Source organism: Enterococcus sp. AZ015 (genome assembly GCF_050499225.1).
GTDB lineage: Bacteria > Bacillota > Bacilli > Lactobacillales > Enterococcaceae > Enterococcus_D > Enterococcus_D entomosocium.
Map to the genome: position 1 here is coordinate 1,961,617 of NZ_JBMHEX010000001.1, position 18,886 is coordinate 1,980,502.

17 protein-coding genes are annotated in these 18,886 nt (G+C 41.2%); 2 read left to right on the forward strand and 15 right to left on the reverse strand.

Annotation, left to right across the window (positions count from 1 at the left end):
* Positions 1-135 precede the first annotated feature (135 nt).
* From IGK85_RS09210 to IGK85_RS09245, 8 genes are all read right to left on the reverse strand, one after another.
* Complete coding sequence (locus tag IGK85_RS09210) at positions 136-906, reverse strand: hypothetical protein (protein ID WP_008378229.1); 771 nt, start codon at positions 904-906, stop codon at positions 136-138.
* 665 nt (positions 907-1,571) lie between these two features.
* On the reverse strand, positions 1,572-3,152 hold the full coding sequence (locus IGK85_RS09215; RefSeq protein ID WP_429972231.1) for a peptide chain release factor 3: 1,581 nt from the start codon (positions 3,150-3,152) through the stop codon (positions 1,572-1,574).
* Positions 3,153-3,344: 192 nt separating this feature from the next.
* Positions 3,345-4,154 carry a MetQ/NlpA family ABC transporter substrate-binding protein gene (locus tag IGK85_RS09220; RefSeq protein WP_008378233.1) on the reverse strand — a complete coding sequence of 270 codons (810 nt, stop codon included), beginning with the start codon at positions 4,152-4,154 and terminating at the stop codon, positions 3,345-3,347.
* 11 nt (positions 4,155-4,165) lie between these two features.
* Positions 4,166-4,834 carry a methionine ABC transporter permease gene (locus IGK85_RS09225; protein ID WP_008378235.1) on the reverse strand — a complete coding sequence of 223 codons (669 nt, stop codon included), beginning with the start codon at positions 4,832-4,834 and terminating at the stop codon, positions 4,166-4,168.
* Positions 4,821-5,546, reverse strand: coding sequence for a methionine ABC transporter ATP-binding protein (locus IGK85_RS09230; RefSeq protein WP_008378237.1), 726 nt, complete (start codon positions 5,544-5,546; stop codon positions 4,821-4,823). The genes IGK85_RS09225 and IGK85_RS09230 overlap by 14 nt, the downstream gene beginning before the upstream one ends.
* A gap of 10 nt (positions 5,547-5,556) precedes the next feature.
* A complete protein-coding gene (locus IGK85_RS09235) occupies positions 5,557-6,573 on the reverse strand; it encodes a lipoate--protein ligase (protein WP_005235525.1) in 1,017 nt (338 codons plus the stop codon).
* A 238-nt stretch (positions 6,574-6,811) separates the two neighbouring features.
* The gene (locus IGK85_RS09240; RefSeq protein ID WP_005235523.1) at positions 6,812-8,188 is read right to left on the reverse strand and encodes a hemolysin family protein; all 1,377 of its coding nucleotides are present in this window, start codon (positions 8,186-8,188) and stop codon (positions 6,812-6,814) included.
* 112 nt (positions 8,189-8,300) lie between these two features.
* Positions 8,301-9,416 carry an AI-2E family transporter gene (locus IGK85_RS09245; RefSeq protein ID WP_008378242.1) on the reverse strand — a complete coding sequence of 372 codons (1,116 nt, stop codon included), beginning with the start codon at positions 9,414-9,416 and terminating at the stop codon, positions 8,301-8,303.
* A 142-nt stretch (positions 9,417-9,558) separates the two neighbouring features.
* On the opposite strand from IGK85_RS09245, the gene IGK85_RS09250 reads away from it, so the two are divergent.
* The gene (locus IGK85_RS09250) at positions 9,559-10,002 is read left to right on the forward strand and encodes a GNAT family N-acetyltransferase (protein ID WP_005235519.1); all 444 of its coding nucleotides are present in this window, start codon (positions 9,559-9,561) and stop codon (positions 10,000-10,002) included.
* 58 nt (positions 10,003-10,060) lie between these two features.
* Here IGK85_RS09250 and IGK85_RS09255 read toward each other — a convergent pair whose 3' ends face one another.
* From IGK85_RS09255 to recX, 4 genes are all read right to left on the reverse strand, one after another.
* The gene (locus IGK85_RS09255) at positions 10,061-11,023 is read right to left on the reverse strand and encodes an N-acetylmuramoyl-L-alanine amidase family protein (protein ID WP_005235517.1); all 963 of its coding nucleotides are present in this window, start codon (positions 11,021-11,023) and stop codon (positions 10,061-10,063) included.
* A gap of 160 nt (positions 11,024-11,183) precedes the next feature.
* On the reverse strand, positions 11,184-11,717 hold the full coding sequence (ntdP, locus tag IGK85_RS09260; RefSeq protein WP_005225863.1) for a nucleoside tri-diphosphate phosphatase: 534 nt from the start codon (positions 11,715-11,717) through the stop codon (positions 11,184-11,186).
* Positions 11,718-11,810: 93 nt separating this feature from the next.
* The gene (gene mutY / locus IGK85_RS09265; protein ID WP_005235515.1) at positions 11,811-12,962 is read right to left on the reverse strand and encodes an A/G-specific adenine glycosylase; all 1,152 of its coding nucleotides are present in this window, start codon (positions 12,960-12,962) and stop codon (positions 11,811-11,813) included.
* Positions 12,955-13,749 carry a recombination regulator RecX gene (recX, locus tag IGK85_RS09270; RefSeq protein ID WP_008378247.1) on the reverse strand — a complete coding sequence of 265 codons (795 nt, stop codon included), beginning with the start codon at positions 13,747-13,749 and terminating at the stop codon, positions 12,955-12,957. Before recX ends, mutY begins: the two co-directional genes overlap by 8 nt.
* A 114-nt stretch (positions 13,750-13,863) precedes the next feature.
* On the opposite strand from recX, the gene rlmD reads away from it, so the two are divergent.
* Positions 13,864-15,240 carry a 23S rRNA (uracil(1939)-C(5))-methyltransferase RlmD gene (rlmD, locus tag IGK85_RS09275; protein WP_008378249.1) on the forward strand — a complete coding sequence of 459 codons (1,377 nt, stop codon included), beginning with the start codon at positions 13,864-13,866 and terminating at the stop codon, positions 15,238-15,240.
* Between the two features lie 330 nt (positions 15,241-15,570).
* Here rlmD and glyS read toward each other — a convergent pair whose 3' ends face one another.
* From glyS to IGK85_RS09290, 3 genes are read right to left on the reverse strand one after another with little or no spacing between them, the layout of a single operon-like run.
* Positions 15,571-17,643 carry a glycine--tRNA ligase subunit beta gene (gene glyS / locus IGK85_RS09280; protein WP_008378252.1) on the reverse strand — a complete coding sequence of 691 codons (2,073 nt, stop codon included), beginning with the start codon at positions 17,641-17,643 and terminating at the stop codon, positions 15,571-15,573.
* 1 nt (position 17,644) lies between these two features.
* A complete protein-coding gene (glyQ, locus tag IGK85_RS09285) occupies positions 17,645-18,556 on the reverse strand; it encodes a glycine--tRNA ligase subunit alpha (protein WP_005225852.1) in 912 nt (303 codons plus the stop codon).
* Between the two features lie 15 nt (positions 18,557-18,571).
* Entirely contained in the window at positions 18,572-18,811 is a 240-nt protein-coding gene (locus tag IGK85_RS09290) for a hypothetical protein (protein ID WP_008378255.1), read from the reverse strand.
* Between the last annotated feature and the right edge of the window lie 75 nt (positions 18,812-18,886).

Here is an 18,886-nt window from a genome sequence, read left to right on the forward strand (position 1 = left end):
CTCTTTTGTTCTGCTTCTACTTATTCCATTGGTCATCAATTATTGAGAGATTCCTTTTTAAAGAAATGTTGCGTATCTTCTCTCCATGGTTTCCTCTTTAGGAAGAAATAGAAGAAGTGAGACAAGAAAAACTGCTCATATCAAATAAGCGGTTTTTCCTAATATAAATCTAAACATATTTGTTTCAATGATCATTTCTTTTGAAAAAAATGTTGCTGTCTCACATTGGCTTTTCTTCCCTAAAAAAAACTCAGTACCAGCCTCATCCTCAACATCACTGATTGAATCTTCTAGTTTGGTAGAATCCTTATCAAGCGAGTCTTCTTCCAAGTTTGCTTGCTCGTCGTAAATAGATTCTGCTTCTTCCTTTTGGCTCTCAGAATCATCTTCGATGCCATTGTCTTCTTGCTTTTCATCGTCTTGGTCTTCAGTCATTAAATTCTCATCCGATATCTCTTCTTTTTCCTCATCCGTCTGATTCATTTTTATATCTTTCGTAAAGGTCTCTGAATCATCAATTGCTGTAAAAGTGACTGATAGGTAGTACTCAGAGTTGGAATCAAGATATTCCTTTATGTTCAATGTTGCAGCTACGTTAAGAATCATTGATGCTTCATCAGTATCCTCAATCTGAATGATTTTCTCTTCCGAACCGTTCACGCTGTTTAGTTCTGCTGAAAATGCCTTCCCGACAGCTGTGATCTCTACGCCAAAAGCACCTTCACTGCCGTTGCTATCGACGGTCAGCTGAAGATCTTGTGTGGTTTTCAACAAATAATAGTGTTCGTCCTTAAAGTCAATCGTGTTCAAATCAAAAATCAACGTTTCGGAAACCTCATCAGCCGCAGCCTCTACTGTTGGAAAGAAAAATATCGCCGAAAATATAAATAACAAACTTTTTAGCACTACATGGTCCCCTTTCTTCTTTCAGAAATCACTTTTATTTAACAAATAATCATTCGCTTTAGCAAAATCGATCTATAGATAACTAGTAGACTAGCAATGAGACTAATTCATTTTGAAGTTATGAAGCCATGGTTCACCAACTGAAAACTTAAGCCATCTGTTAGAAGTGCTTCAAATGAAGTTTTAAGGGCTATAACCGAATCATGCTCAGATAAAGAAAGTTTAGTCTTCACTAGTAGCATCTGACAAAAAGAACTTGTCCCTCGATCAAATGATTAAATGACCTCTATCACTGGCAATCTATTCTCTGCTTTCCCTCTACTTTCAAACAAGTGAAAATTTCCTGAATCACCAAATGTGCCTATGATATTTTTCTATTCATTTCAAGTGCACTTCCTTGCGGTCATCTTTAATACTACGCTCTTTTTCCAACTCTTTTTATCTTCTTTTAAAAGAATGTTTATAAATTAGGATAATTGTCTGATCATTGGACCATTGCCCCAATCACACAGCCTTCTTTCTGTATCAAAAGCACGTTTTCAGCAAAAAAAAGCCCCTTCTTATCCATTTTGATAAGAAAGGACTTTCTACGATCGTTCAATTCAAAAAGATCAGCCTTACGTACAGAGTTGCGCATACCTAGACAGGCTCGCGGGAAACGGCTCTTACATCAAACTCTTCAATTCGACATCTGGGTACTTATCTGCGAACCAACGCATCGCAAATTGATTCTCAAACAAGAACAATGGCTGGTCGAAACGGTCTTTCGCTAAAATGTTACGACTGGAGCTCATACGCTCATCCAAGTCTTTCGGATCGATCCAACGGGCGATCTTGTGGCCCATTGGGGTCATGATGACTTCCGCATTGTACTCATTCATCATGCGATATTGGAAAACTTCAAATTGCAGTTGCCCGACAGCACCGATGATATACTCATCACTAAGATACGTCTTGTACAACTGGATAGCCCCTTCTTGGACCAACTGATAGATTCCTTTATGGAAAGATTTTTGCTTCATCACATTTTTCGCAGTAACTTTCATAAAGAGTTCCGGAGTAAACGATGGCAGCTCTTCGTAAGCAACTTTTAGTTTTCCTTCATAGATCGTGTCACCGATTTGATAATTCCCCGTGTCATAGACACCAATAATATCTCCGGCGACAGCTTCTTCAATATTTTCACGGGTATCAGCCATAAATTGAGTCACATTGCTGAGTTTCATTTTTTTGCCAGTACGTTCTAAAGTAACGTCCATGCCTCGTTCAAAGGTTCCTGAACAAATGCGGACAAAGGCGATCCGGTCACGATGGGCAGGATTCATGTTTGCTTGGATCTTGAATACAAACCCAGACATTTCTGGTTCATAAGGACTGACTTCCTCACCAGCTAGTGTTTTATGTCCGTAAGGTGCTGGTGCAAAAGTCAAGAAGGTTTCTAAAAAGGTCTGTACGCCAAAATTTGTGAAAGCAGAACCAAAGAATACAGGGGTTTGATCGCCCCGAGCGATTTTTTCTGTATCAAAGGCGTCGCCAGCTTCTTGCAGCAATTCCACTTCTTCTAAAACTTGTTGGAACAGCCCATCTTCGGCAAATGGATGATCTGCTGGGAATTGACCATTTTCATCTAGGGCAACTAAACGTTCCCCACCGTGATTGTCAGGACGGTAAAATTCGACCCGTTGGTTGTGGATATCATACAGTCCTTCCAAGCCTTTCCCCATGCCGATCGGCCAATTCATTGGAAATGATTCGATCTCTAAAAGATCTTCTAGTTCTTCTAATAATTCTAATGGTTCGCGGCCATCACGGTCGAGTTTATTGATAAAAGTAAAAATCGGAATACCACGTTTTTTAACGACCTGGAAGAGTTTTTTCGTTTGTGCTTCGATCCCTTTTGCGCTATCGATCACCATGACAGCACTATCCACCGCCATCAAGGTACGGTAGGTATCTTCAGAAAAGTCCTCATGCCCAGGGGTATCTAAAATATTGACCCGTTTGCCTTGGTAATCAAACTGCATAACGGAACTGGTAACGGAGATCCCCCGTTGTTTTTCGATTTCCATCCAGTCGGACTTTGCGAAATTACCAGTCTTTTTCCCTTTGACCGTACCAGCTTGGCGAATCGCGCCACCGAATAATAATAATTGTTCTGTAATGGTTGTTTTCCCCGCATCCGGATGGGAAATAATCGCAAAGGTACGGCGACTATCGACTTGTTGTTTTAATTTTGGATTATCCATTGATTCTATTGCTCCATTTCTTGTATTTACAATGCGAACAGTGTCTATTTTAGACTGTCGCTAGTTTTCTGACCAAATCAGTATATCATGGATAAGGGTGATAAAAAAGCAAAAAAAGACAAGAAACCCCTTTGACTACTCTCTTTTAGAGAGTTAGGCAAAGGGCGCTCCTTCCATTTTGATAGAAATAAATTAAAATGCTGGCAATAAGGTATCGCTATGCTCGTTTTCTAAAAACTCACGAACTTTATCGCTAGTCATGGCACGGCGCAATACAGCGATTTTTTCAGAATCTTGATTGTCTTCTCGAGCAACCAATGAGATAGCAAAGCGATCATCGATGGTCTTTTCTAAGAAAAGGGCATCTGCTGGTTTCAAACCGATTTTCGCGATATAGGTTGGGTAATTGTATACCAAAGATACGTTTGGTTCATCATAGGCTTCCGCAAGATTCAGTAAATCGACAGATAACCACTCAAAATTTTTCGGATTTTCGGTAACATCTTTAAGTGTTCCATTGACACCAACGCCTTCTTTAAGGGTGATCAATCCTTCTTCTGCTAAAATCGCTAACGCTCGACCTTCATTGGACACATCATTTGGCAATGCGACTTTCGTTCCTTCTGGAATATCATTGATATTCGTATACTCTTTGGAATAAAAACCGACTTTTGCGTTGTAGATTTTATCTAGTGCCACTAGGTTTGCATCTTTTTCTTCATTATACATTTGCATATATGGTTCATGTTGCGCAAAGTTAGCATCGACCTCGTCATTATTCAGCAACTCATTGTACTGGATATTGTCATTGACTTGGACCAATTGGATTTCCCAGCCATCTTCCACTGCTTCAGCTGCAACCTTTACGACATCGGTCATTGGCGTCGTTTGCGAAGCGACCTTGATGATTTTCTCTTCGCTCGCTTCATCAGAACCTGTACCGCAAGCCCCCAATACACCTAATGCCAATACACTCAATCCTAAAACAAATCCTTTTTTCACTTTTATTCCTCCTATTTTCGTTTATCAAGTTTTCTTGCTGCTTGATTGCCAATCCCTTGCAGGATAAAGACCAAAAGAATCATGATGATAATTGCAAAATACATCACGCCATACTCATAACGCTGGTACCCATAACGGATCGCAAAATCGCCGATACCGCCGCCACCAACGATCCCCATCACCGTCGAATAAGAAACCATGCTGACTGCTGTCGTCGTTAAAGATAAAATCAAGCCGCTTCTAGCTTCCACTAGTAAAAACGACCAAACATACTGCCATTGACTGACACCAAGAGATTTCGCCAAATAAGAAACTTCTTCTGGAACATCCAACAGCACTTGCTCCGTCAAACGAGCAAAAATACTCATAGCAACGATGCTCAAAGGAAAACTGGCGGGAATCGGTCCAAATGAGCTGCCTAAAAGCATCCGCGTCAACGGGATCAACGCTACAACAAATAATAAAAAAGGAAACGAGCGGATGATCGTCACAATGAGATTCAAACACTCATAAAGAAATGAGACTTTTTTCCCTCGGCTGCGACTGAGAAAAAGCCAGACACCTAACGGTAGACCTAAGACAATGGCTGCGAGCATCGAAATGCCCATCATGATCGCTGTTTCTTTCAAAGATTGCAGCAATTCAGGCAGATAATACAAAATACTCTCACTGATCGTCATGCAGCAGACTCCTCTCCACTTTGCTCACATAAGAGCTTTCAATGCGGACGATTGGTTGTGGCTGATTGGCAAACTCCGCCTCAAAGACGGCGTCCTCCAATACAAACACACGTTGACAAATTTGTCGGACGGCCGATAGCTCATGACTGACAAAGACGACAGCTGGTTGAAACGTCTGTTGAACATTTTGCAGCAAAGCAAGAACATCGGCTTTCGTATCTTCGTCCAGCGCACTAGTGGGCTCGTCACACAGCAAGATTTTTGGCTCACGGATCAAAGCCCGTGCAATAGCCACTCGTTGTTTCTCTCCGCCGCTTAACTTGGCCGGATAGATGTGGGCTTTATCTTCCATGCCAACAAACGAAAGCATCTCAAGTACCATATCTGCTGACTTTCCCATTAACTTCAAGGGCAAATAGACATTTTCGAAAACGGTTCGATTGTGTAACAGATTGTAATTTTGAAAAATCATGCCGATTTCTTGTTGTGCACGTAGCAGATGCTTTTTATTCGATGTATCGATTTTTTTGCCATCAAAAAGTAATTCCCCGCTGTCTGGGGTTTCAATCAAGTTTAAAAGCCGCAACAACGTCGATTTTCCTGAGCCGCTTTTGCCGACGACCCCAACGATTTCTCCTGCCTGAACAGAAAAAGACAAACCACCGAGAACTTTTCGATCGTAACGCTTTGTGAGATTGATCGCTTCTAACATCTTTTTCCTCCTAATCAAACAGCAATGCTAAAAATTCAGAAGCGGTCATCTGATGGATAAACTGATCAATGGCGATTCCCTCTAGCAAGCGGCTAATGGTGCTTTTTTCAAAATCAATACCTTGCAACATCGCTTCAAGTTCACTGATCTCTTTTTGTCCAAAAAAATCACCGGTAATTTGAATCGCTGCAATCTTGCCTTTGTTGACAGTAAAATCGACTTCAACAATCCCAACCTGCTCAAACCGCTTTCTTTTTTGCCATTCGAAAGCAGGCGCTTCATTAAAAATCCACTCATTATTGGCATATCGTTCTTCAAAGAGTGTTTGGATCGCTTGTCGATCGGTTTCCGTTAAGACGATCTCTTGCTCACTGATTTCATCAATCGATTCTACTTCATAGATTCGGCAAAGCAGTGTATCTCGAAATTCCTTGGTATCCATTGATTGGTATTGCTCTGCCAAAAAGGGCTTGATATTCGTCACACTTTTCCGAACTGATTTCGTGGCTTTAGAAGCAATTTTTTCTTGGGCAACATGTAGAACTTTCGTCAATTCTTCTAGATCCACATCATACATCAATGTGCCATGGGAATACGTCCGGCCTTTTTTTGTATACATCGCATTGCCAGAAAACTTTTTCCCATCAATGAACAGATCATTACGGCCATGTACTTCAACATCCTTGGCTCCCATTGCCGCTAAGCCTTTCATGATAGGTTGTGTTGCACTTTGATAGTCACCAAAGCTCGTGGCATCTTTTTTGGTGACAAAACTAAAACTCATATTGCCTAGATCGTCATAAACCGCTCCACCACCAGACGTTCTGCGAGTCAAAACGATCTTACGGCTTCTTAGATAGTCAAAATCAATCTCTTGATACGCATTTTGATTTCTGCCGATTATAACACATGGTTTTTGTATGTATAACAGAAGACAAGGCTCCGAAACATCTACGTTATTCATCAAATACTCTTCAGTCGCCAAATTGTAACGGATATCTTCACTAAGCATACGGTAAAATTTCATTTCAAGCCCCTCATTCTCATTATATTTCTATGGATATTCTCGCTTTTCTTACGGAAAATTGCAATCAAACTGCTTAACGATAAGATACACGTGTTTTTTTATCTGTTTTTAAACTGTATTATTCAATAAATTTATCGTAACCGTTTCTTCCATACAAATCAAGGGGAATACGTAAAAAAACGAACAAAAAAGACCAAAGCAACTGCCTTGGTCTTTCTCATTTCATTTATACGGAACTTTAACGGCGAGGCTCATCTTCCTCAAAATCTTTACGGAAATAGCGCCGCTCTTCCTCTGGTTCCACTTCCCCTTCTTCCGGGTCGTGGAAAATCACCCGGATCTTCAAGACGCGTGATCCTTCCATTTCTTCAGAGATCAGCTTCACATTGTCCACTTCGAAGGATAGTTTTTCTCCTTCATCGGGGATTAATCCTAAAGCAGTGATCAAATATCCTGCCATCGTATCCACATCACTCATATGCAAGCTCATGTTGAAGGCTTCATTAAAATCATCGATCAACATGCGTCCTTGGATGACATATTCTTTATCTGAGATTTTTTCATAAAGCTCTTCGACTTCATCTGATTCATCATCGATCTCGCCGACGATTTCTTCTAGCAAGTCTTCTAGTGTAACCAATCCAACGACGCCGCCATATTCATCAAGCAAAATCGCCATTTGGTTTTGGGTTTTCTTTAATTCATAAAGCAAATCATCGATAAAGACCGTTTCTGGCACAAACAATGGTTCCTGCAGGATTTGTTTGATGTCCATCGTATCAAAGCCGTATTTGTACGCACATTTCAAAAGATTTTTGGTATGTAGAATCCCTACGACTTTGTCTTTATCTTCATTATATACAGGAATACGAGAATAATTTTCTGCTAAAATTTCAGTCAAAATTTCTTCTACTGAGTCATTGATGTCCACCATAAAGGCTGAGGTTCTAGGAACCATGACTTCCCGGGCGACTTTCGTGTCTAATGAAAAGATCCCTTGCAGCATCTCTAATTCATCTTCTTCAAAGACCCCTTCTGTTTCCAACATATACCGCATTTCATCACGGGTCATCTTCGTGTCTTCATCGTCAAATTCCATTGGAGTGATGCGCGCCAATAAACTTGTCGAAGCAGATAAGAACCAGACGAAAGGTTTTGCAATAATCCCGATCGTTCGAATGACACCAGAAGTGAACTGGGCAACTTCTTCTGATTTGTTCATGGCGATCCGTTTTGGATACAACTCACCGAAAACGATCGACACATACGTCAAGATCGCTAAAACAATAATGTTCGCTAAGCTTTTAGCCGCCGTCCCTCCACCTAATAAAGGTGCCAAACGGGTCGACAAGGTATCTGCCAGAGATGCCCCAGATAAAATATTCACCAAGGTAATCCCAACTTGGATCGTTGACAAGAAATTTGTTGGATTATCAATGATTTTCAATAATTTTTGTGATTTGACATTTCCTTCTTCCGCTTTTTGCTCCACACGGTTTTTGTTAACTGAGACAACTGCGATCTCAGAGGCCGCTAGAAAAGCGTTGATCAATGTCAAAACGATCAATAATAAAATTTGCGCTAGAAGCGACTGACTCTCGGGGTCAGCATTCATAATAGCATTCTCTCCTTATTTTTTCATTTTCTAAAAAAAATCGTGGGCTTAGCCCACGATAAAATCCTATCACAAAGTTTTTTTCTTTGCAATAAAAAACACCAGTCATTGATTATTCGATCAACCGTTCCTGATTTTTCTTAATTTTGTCGTCTTTGATCAGGCGAACAATAAAGACGACGATCGTTCGGCAAATCGCATAAAATGGCACACCTAGGAAAATCCCCAGCAAGCCAGCTAGATTTCCAGCAACTAATAAGACCAAAATGATCGTTAACGGATGGATCGCCAATGATTTTCCGATTACATTCGGGTAAATAACATTTCCGTCTAATTGTTGGACGACCAGAACCACGATACAGCATAATAATGCGCGAAATGGTTCATCAAAGACCGTCACTAACACCGCCGGAATCAAACCAAGATATGGGCCTAAATAAGGGATCAAGTTTGTGACGCCTGCAATTACCCCAAAAAGAAAGGCATAGTTAACGCCGATCATCCAGTAACCAATAAACGTGAAGGTAGCGACAAAAATACATTCGATCGCTTGCCCACTAATGTAATTGGATAATGTCTTGTTTAAGTCACCTAGCAACCCAACAATCTGATCTCGTCTTCTTTCTGGAAAGACAGTTTTCAGATTAGGAACTAGCTTTTCTCCATCCTTCAACATGTAAAAAAGGATGAATGGTACTGTAACGATGATCATCGTCGCGGAAGCAATCGTACTGACGATCGATCCTAAGCTAGTGGATAACCCACTAAGAAACTGCTGCAGCAAAGAACCATAAGAAAGATTTAGGTTTTCTAACTGCTGCGCGATATCGATTTGTTTGAAAAATGGATCATCTGCGATTCTTGAGATCCAACTTTCCATATTTTTGGCAAATGTTGGAATATTTTCCGCCAATGAAGTAATCTGACTCACTAGATTAGGAATAACGCTGACGAAAATCAAGATGATTGCTGCTACTAATAACAACAGAACCAATATGACAGCAAACAGTCGTTTTATTTTTGTGGTTTTCATCAAAAATAAGACGATTGGATTTAGCAGGTAATACAGAAAGCCAGCAATCAATACTGGTGCAAATAAAGTAGAAAAAAACGTGCCGATCGGTGCAAATAGAAAATTGACTTTACTTAACACAAACACGAGTGTCACTAAAACCAATGCTTCCAATGACCAAAAGAACAGTTTTGATTGTTTGAATTTGTCGAACAAAAGATTCCCTCCCTTTTTTATAACATTATAGATGATTTTGAAAAAAAAAGCTTGCGACTTTAGCCGCAAACAAAAAAAATTTGTAAAAAAAGTGGTATACTATTAAAAATAACGGAGAAATCTTAGCTGAGGTGAATTTTTTATGCATATTGCACAAACAAAAGATACGCTGAGTGACATTTATTTGGCGTCATTGAAAATACGAAATCAAGTATTCGTGAAAGAGCAAGGTGTTCCATTAGCATTGGAAGTAGATGAAAATGAAGCATTGGCAGTCCACTTTGTCTTATATGACGACGATAATGAAGCAGTCGCAACCTTGCGTTTCTTACCTATCTCTGATCATGAAGTGAAGTTGCAGCGAATGGCGGTCCCCGCTGCTCATCGAGGTTCAGGTTATGGCAGACAACTGATCGAAGGTGCGGAAGCCTTCATTCAAAAACAAGGAATCAAAAAAGTCACTTTAGGGGCACAAATAACCGCAAAAGAGTTTTACTTGAAGTTAGGCTATCAGCCTGAAGGCGATGTCTTTTTAGACGCAGATATGCCCCATATCAAAATGAGCAAAACCTTTAACGAGAAGTGATTCCTTAAAACAGCGACCACAAAACAGATCCTTCCTCTGTTTTGTAGTCGCCGTTTTTTTATTTCTCTGCTTCAATGATCTCTTCAATCGCTGCCAGCAACGCTTGCGCCACCCTTTGATCATACCCTTCACTTGTAATCATTGCCAAATCATTGTCACTGTTCAAATAGCCTAACTCCAATAATACTGCTGGAAGATATTGTTCTCGCAACACATAATAGTTACCAAAACGAGTGCCGTTGGAACTCAATGCCACCGAAGAACTCAAATTGGCAGTGATCGTTTCTGCCATCTCTTTTGCCCCAGTATAGTAATAGTAAGTTGTCAGACCTTGATTACTGTTTGGTATTTCTGAATTATCGTAATGAATACTGATAAATAAATCTGGTTCTTCTGAAAGCGAAGCAGCGGTGATATCAGACAGCGAGAGATAACGATCTTCAGTGCGAGTATAACTGACTTGAATACCTGCTTCTGTCAACACTTCGCCGATCGTTTGGACCGTTGCTAGCGTCAAGTCTTTTTCCATGATCGTTTGATCCGTTGACAGTGCCCCAGAATCTTCGCCGCCGTGACCTGCATCAAGGACGACTTTGAAGTTCGATAGATCTTTTGGGATTGCCGAAAGCGCGACTTCTTGAATCGATGATGATTGCTTTTCAATATAACCAGTTACCCCATCGTCTGTTTGAATTTCAACCATGTCTTCTGTTTGACTGATGAAGGTTGCCCAACTTCCCCGATGGATTTTTCCAATGACTGTCTCTTGACTTGTTGACTGATAAATCGGTACATAATCGTTCTCACTTTCAATCGCTGCATCGTATTCTGAGGGATCTACATAAATTTGAACCATACTGGCAGTCTGAGCGGTCTCTTCTGTTTGAGCGTTAAGCTCAGTTTGAGAAGTACTTTCTTGACTCTCCTCACGAGCGGATTGGTCGTTTCTCAACACAGCAAACCCCGCTGCAAAAAGCAGAATCATGGTGGTCCCGATAACAAGCTTCCCTTTTTTCTTCATGTGCTTCCCCCACTAATTTTCTTGATCTCTCTATCATGGGACTGTCAGCTTAAACAGAACTTAAAACCTGCTGATTGAAGCATTCCATTAGAAACAAAAAAAACTTCAACCAACTTGGTTGAAGTTTCTTAGGGAAAATGAGCGATTCGACCCATTTTACTTATTTTTGAGACAACTGCTTGTAGCGATCATACCAAATGTCCACATACCCTTGCGAAAAGGGTCCTTTGCCATTATTGATCCAATCTACTAAAATTTTGACATTTTCTTTCAAGATAAAATCAATGTCTTGCGGATATTGCATAATCTTACTGTGCAATTCATACTCATCCACATCTAGTAAACGTTTCTCGCCATCAGGAAATACTTTGATATCAAGGTCATAATCGATATATTTCAATGCCTCTTCATCAAGTAAATACGGTGAAGCAAGATTACAATAATAGGAAACCCCCTTTTCTCGAATCATTGCAATAACATTAAACCAGTATTTTTTATGAAAATATACAATTGCTGGTTCACGGGTAACCCAGCGTCTTCCATCTGATTCGGTCACTAATGTATGATCGTTGACCCCTATCACTGAGAATTCACTGGTCTTTAAGACCATCGTATCCCGCCACGTTCGATGCAAATTGCCGTCATGTTTGTAGCTTTGAATGCTGACAAACTCTCCTTCTTTTGGAACTCGCATAGCAACCCTTCCCTCAGCAAGAAAACTTGCGTTTTGTTTGGGTGTTCATTACACCGACATCGTTAATATTATAGCAATAAAAGAAAGCTTTGCCTAGAAATCTTTATCGAGTTTCTGATATTTCTTTAATTGCTCGACTAATTTCTGCTGAGGTTTTGGAAAAACATAGTTTTCAAAGGATTCTTTGGCAGCCCATTCGCTGTCTTGTAACGGGATTTCTCCCCGTTTTCTACCGTAAAATAAAAGGACATGCCATTTCAAATGGCTAAAAATATGAGTGATCTCGCCGAAATGTCGTTTTTGCCAAACGACAGGAAGACCAGGAAAAATCTCGAGTGCATCCTCTTCTGCAATCAAATCCAACTGCAACTGTTCCTCTTTTACCCATGTTCGCTGCAAAGCATCATATTGTTCTTTCGTTACTTCTACCAACGGAAAATGCCACATAGAGGCCAATAAGCCTGTTTCAGGTCGCTGCACGAGTAGAAACGAACCTTGATCTTCGATGGCGCCAGCGATGTAATAGACATCTTTCGGCTTTGCTTTTTTCGATTTCACTGGAAAGTCTGTTTGTCGATTCTCCGCATATGCAAGACAGTACTGACCGATGGGACACTCTTCACATTTCGGTGTAGTGGGTGTACAGATTCGTGAGCCAAGATCCATCAAGGCTTGATTAAACTCACCAGGTTCATCGGGGGAAATGATTGTTCTCATCGCCTCGTCAAATGGTCTTCGGCTGCTGGCTTTCGCAATATCTGCTTCGATACAAAATAACCGACTGACGACCCGCATCACATTTCCATCGATTGCCGGTTCTGGCAAGCCAAAAGCAATACTGCCAATGGCTCCAGCTGTGTAGGGACCAATTCCTTTTAATGAGCGAATCTCTTCAATTGATTGGGGCATTTCTCCGTCGAATTCGGCAACGATTTGCTGTGCAGCAGCCTTAAGGTTACGGGCACGAGAGTAATAACCTAAACCTTCCCAAACCTTTAAAAGCTTTTGTTCTTCGGCTGCCGCCAAGTCTTGGATCGTCGGGAATTGTTCCATAAAACGATAGAAATAGCCAATCACTGTTTCCACTCGTGTTTGTTGAAGCATGATCTCTGAGATCCAGATTGCATACGGATCGTTGGTCGCCCGCCAAGGCAGATTGCGTTTTTCTTTATGATACCAAGTTAAAAATGTTTCTTGGAACGTCTTGATTTTTTCTTCATCCCAAGTTTCCCATTGCTTACTCATCCATTACTTCCTCATCTAAGAATCGTTGTATATCATCGATGGCAAACCCTTTTTGATAAAGGCCTTGCTTGATTTTCATTTTTCGTTTCATCAATGGTAACCGCTGATGCCGCCGCATAAGTCGGGCCCCTTCTCTTTGGAGCGCTTCATTTTCTTGGTCCTCATCTTTTTCCATCGGTAATTCATCCAAAATCATCTGAATGACTCCTTGATGAAAACCTTTTTGCATCAAATGCATTTTTATCTTTTGGATCATTTCTTTATGGCTTTTGTTGTGAAAACGACGCATCGCTTTTTCAGCCGTATGATACCCGACTTCAAACTGCATTTCCTCGGTATACAAAGGCAATACTTCCTGAATCACAGGATCTTTCAAGCCTTTTTTTCTCAATTGCTGACTGATGACCACGGGTCCTTTATCACTCATGCGGACTTGGGTGCGAATGTAGCTTTCTCCGTAGTTTTTGTCATCGATCAAATTCAACTCTTTCAGACGTTCAACGACTAAGTCTCGGTCTTGTTTTTCGATTTCTTTGTCTTTCAAATAGGTACGGACTTCCATTTCAGAACGCAGCTGATAGCTGATATAGTTCATGGCTTGCTGCAATCCTAAATCAAACCCCGCACTTTTTTTGATTTCTTTTAATTCTTCTTCACTCAGTTCCTTGCCTTTTAATAGCCGAAAACGGACCAAAAGATCTTCTGAGACCCGCAGCGTTTCACCTTCTGATGTCGCCACTTCATAAAATGGTCCTTTTCCTTTATTGATACGAATAATTGTATTCATCTTCTTCACCTCGCGAACGTACATTCTATTTTACCACAACTACGATGAAATTCCTTCTAATCAAGCTGAAAAAATGTGGTAAAATGAACTGACTATTTTATTTAAGGAGTTCACATGGCAAATACACAAGTCCAGCTTGGACAAAAACTACAACTAACGATCAAACGCTTGGGGATCAACGGAGAAGGCATCGGGTATTACAAAAAGCTGATCATCTTTGTTCCCCGTGTTCTACCGGGGGAACAGGTCATTGCCGAAGTCACCAAAGCCTCTCCCCGCTTTGCTGAAGCTAAGATGACCAAAATCATCAAGCCAAGCAGCGATCGCATCCAACCACCCTGCAAGTTTTACGACCGGTGCGGCGGCTGCCAATTGCAGCACTTAGTCTACGACAAACAATTAGACTTCAAAAAAGACCTATTGAAACAAGCACTTGAAAAATTTAAGCCAAAAGGTTACCAACAGTTTGAACTAAGGGATACTTTAGGCATGGATGTTCCTTGGCATTACCGCAACAAAGCACAATTTCAATTGCGTTACAACAGTCAAACCAAACGAATCGAAGCGGGTTTATACGAAATGGAGTCTCATCGCTTAGTCGCCATTGATGATTGCCTCGTACAAGAACAAGATACGCAAAAAGTGATCAACGGCATCGTCCAATTGTTGAACAAATACCAGATCCCGATTTACGATGAACGAAAAAATAGCGGGATTTTACGAACATTGATGGTTCGCATCGGGATCGCCACTGGCGAAGTCCAAGTTGTTTTCATTACCAATTCTGTCAAACTGCCGCAAAAAAATGCGCTGATTCGCGAGATCAATCAGCGCTTGCCGCAAGTCGTTTCCATCATGCAAAATGTGCAAAACAAAAAAACGTCCGTCGTCATGGGAGAGGAAACGATTCATCTTTGGGGCAAAGAAGCGATCGAAGAACGGTTGAATGAACTGACCTTCGACTTGTCCGCCCGCGCATTCTTCCAGCTGAATCCGCAGCAAACCAGCGTCTTGTATCAAGAAGGGTTAAAAGCCCTTGACTTAAGCAAAAATGAAACAGTTGTTGATGCTTACTGTGGTGTGGGGACGATTGGGTTGAGTGTGGCACCTTATGCCAAAGAAGTCCGCGGCATGGACATTATTCCTCAAGCGATCGAAAATGCCCAAGAAAATGCCCACCGTATTGGTGCCCAAAATACCCATTATGAAACGGGAACTGCTGAGGAGCTCTTACCAAAATGGTTCAATGAAGGCTTCAAACCTGATAGCATCATTGTTGATCCGCCAAGGACAGGCTTGGATGAACGATTATTGCAAGCTTTGCTGAAACAACCACCGAAGAAGATGGTCTATATATCTTGTAATGTTTCTACTTTAGCAAGAGACTTAGTCCAATTAGCCAAAGTGTTTCACGTAGAATATCTGCAATCAGTAGATATGTTTCCACAAACCGCCCGCTGCGAAGTGGTGGTAAAATTGACCCGCAAATAAACATTCGCCTGACAAATCATCTTGTGATCTGTCAGGCTATTTTATTGCACCTATCGTTTCAGCGTATTTTCAATGGAAAAATGAATCGGTCTGTATGATGAGAATCTTTGTATCATTATAATCATCATCAAATCCCCAATCATTAAAGCCGAAGAATCGTTCGATCCCTTGAAAAGTAATGGGTCAAAATGTTTTTTATTATATAATATTTAACACTGCAAGAAAGCAATTCTAAGTACAAAAAAAATCGAGAAACATAGAAAAAAAGCCAGAACTGATTCTTTCAGTTCCAGCTTTTTTATTCAGAAATGTGCAACTGCAAGCTGCTTTTTATTTTGTAATCAAAGCATCTAAACTAGCCACTGCCAGACTCATCTTCGCGATTTTATCCAACAAGGCAAAACGGTTGCGGCGAATCTGTTCATCTTCCACCATGACCATTGTTTGATCAAAATAAGCTTCAATCAATGGGCGCAGTGCCACTAAGCTTTGGTAGTTTTCTTCCATCGTTTGATGTGGGAACTTGTTCTCTACTGTTAAGACCGCTTCATACAAGGCAGTTTCAGAGTCGTTTTCAAACAAGGCAGGATCAATTGCTGCTTGTTCCAATTCGGCTTTTTTCGCTAAATTGATTACTCGGGTCAAGGCTTCCATCGATGGTTTGAAGTCGGTGTCTTGCAGATGTTCTCTTAACATCTGAGCCGTTTCAAATAGCGTACTGATATCTGCTTGGCGTGCGCCTAAAACAGCTTCAATGACATCATGACGCGTATTTTTGCTGAGTAAGAATTGACGCAGACGGCTTTTCACAAAATCGGTCACTTGTTCTTGACCTGCGGCAAGTTGAATACCAAAAATTTCCGGTTGGGCATTAATAGCTTCACGAATCTCTTCTTGTAACTGAGCAAATGGGAAATACCAGCGTTTTTCAGCTAGGATGCGGATAATTCCGTACGTTTGCCGGCGGAGTGCGTAAGGATCGTTTGAACCACTTGGAACCATATCGACAGCGAAGAACGCAAGCAAGCTGTCCAATTTATCCGCAATGGCTAAAACAGCCCCGATTTTCGATTGCGGCAGTTCACCTTCTGCTGAGATCGGCATGTAGTGTTCACGAATCGCTTGGGCAACTGTTGGTTTTTCTCCTTGGATCAAGGCATACTTTTCCCCCATGATTCCTTGCAATTCAGGGAATTCTCCCACCATATTTGTCACTAAATCAAATTTATAGATTTGAGCTGCCCGTTGGAGATCAGTCAGTTCTTCTTGTGTTAAACCAACAGTATTCCCGATGATTTGTGCAGCTAATCCAACACGCTGCATTTTTTCATACAAACTGCCAATTTTTTCGTGGAAGGTGACTTGCTTAAGCTTTTCCACGCAATGGTCGATGGTCAATTTTTTGTCCTCATTATAGAAAAACTCAGCATCTTCTAGACGGGCGGTCAGTACTTTTTGGTTTCCTTTGATGACATTATCAATTTTCACGGCATCCCCGTTGCGGGCAGAGATGAAATGCGGCAGCAATTCTCCATCAAGGGTGCGGACATCGAAGTAGCGTTGATGTTCTTTCATAGAAGTAACTAACACTTCTTCAGGTACAGAAAGATATTTTTCTTCAAAGTCCCCTACAAAAGCTGTTGGGTATTCAACCAGATTTGTCACTTCTTCGAGTAGGTCTTCATCTAAATCGATCCGCCAGTTGTTTTCTTGAGCGATCGCATTGATTTGTGAGGTGATCATTTGTTGACGTTCGCTTGGATCAGCAATGACAAACTGATGCTTCATTTTCTCCAAATAGTCATCCGCATGATCAAACGTGACTGCCTCACCTAAGAAACGATGACCTTTTGACTCGCGTCCGGTAACAATATCAAGGATTTGGAAAGGAATGACTTGCTCACCAAAGAGTGCGACGATCCAATGAATTGGTCGGATATATTCAAAATCGTAGTCTGCCCAGTGCATCGTTACTGGGAAAGTCAAACTCGTGATTACTTCCTGCAATCCTTTCAATACCTCAACGGTTGGTTGACCTTGGGTATGTTTCGTTACATAGACATACTCAACACCTTTTAATTCACGGAAGGTGATGTCATCGGTTGTCAATCCTTGTCCCCGAACAAATCCTTGAGCTGCTTTCGACCAATTGCCTGCTTCATCTAACGCGATTTTTTTCGCTGGTCCTTTGACCTCTTCTTGCGTATCCGCTTGTTTTTCAGGAAGACCAGTGACATAGACTGCCAAACGACGAGGTGTCGAATAAGCTTCAATCGCTGTATAAGGTAATGCATGAGCATCTAAGAAAGCTGCCGTTTTTTCTTGTAATTGTTTCATACTTGGGGTTACGACATGCGCAGGTAATTCCTCTAAGCCGATTTCTAATAATAGGTTTTGTGCCATCTTATTTTCCCTCCTCAATCAGTTTTTGCGCCACTTCTGGATCAAGCAATGGATAACCGAGGTTTTCCCGTTCTGCTACAAATAGTTTTGCTACTTGACGGGCCATATTACGGATACGTGCGAGGTACCCAGCACGTTCAGTGACGGAGACTGCGCCACGAGCATCCAACAGGTTAAAGGTATGGCTGCATTTTAAGATATAGTCGTAAGCTGGATGAACTAAGCGTTCATCGATACAGCGTTTTGCTTCTTTTTCAAAACGATCGAAGTTCCCTAAAAGCAAGTCTTGGTCACTGACTTCAAAGGAGTATTTTGAATGTTCATACTCAGGTTGGCGGAAAATCTCACCATATTTGACACCTGCAGACCATTCAAGATCGTAGACACTTTCAACTTCTTGAATATAAGATGCTAGACGTTCTAAGCCGTAAGTGATCTCTGATGTCACTGGCTTACACGCTAAGCCACCAACTTGTTGGAAGTAAGTAAACTGGGTGATCTCCATCCCATCTAACCAAACTTCCCAACCAAGACCTGCACAACCCATTGAGGGGTTTTCCCAGTTATCTTCGACGAAACGAATATCATGTTCTAATGGATCGATCCCTAAAAGACGCAAGCTTTCTAAATAAAGCTCTTGGATATTTTCAGGAGAGGGCTTCATCACGACTTGGAACTGGTGGTGCTGATACAAACGATTTGGGTTTTCCCCGTAGCGGCCATCAGCTGGACGGCGAGAAGGTTCTACGTAAGCGGCGTTCCATGGTTCTGGACCGATTGCACGTAAAAATGTGTATGGGCTCATGGTTCCAGCCCCTTTTTCTGTATCATAGGCCTGCATCAGCATACAGCCGTTTTCAGACCAGAATTTTTGCAAAGTCAAAATCATCTCTTGCACAGTTAGTTTACTCATCTTTTTCTTCCTTTCTTATAACGCATTGACGACAGGATAAAACTCGACAACTGATCCGGGGATCAATTTCACTTCGACCACGGCATCTGCTTCTAAAATATCAGATAAGTCGTAAAGCATTTGGTCTGGACTCGTTGTAAATTCATGTAAAAGCTGTTCATCCTTTAAAAGGCGAACCTGCAGTGGAATACTTGCTAATACTTTGAGCTTTTTTTCGGTAAACGCACTTGCTGGAATCGTCATATCAAATAACATAATAAACCTCCTTTATTTTTGGCTATTCTTAGTGTGAAACATAAAAAAGTCCCTATATCTATACAAAGTGTATAG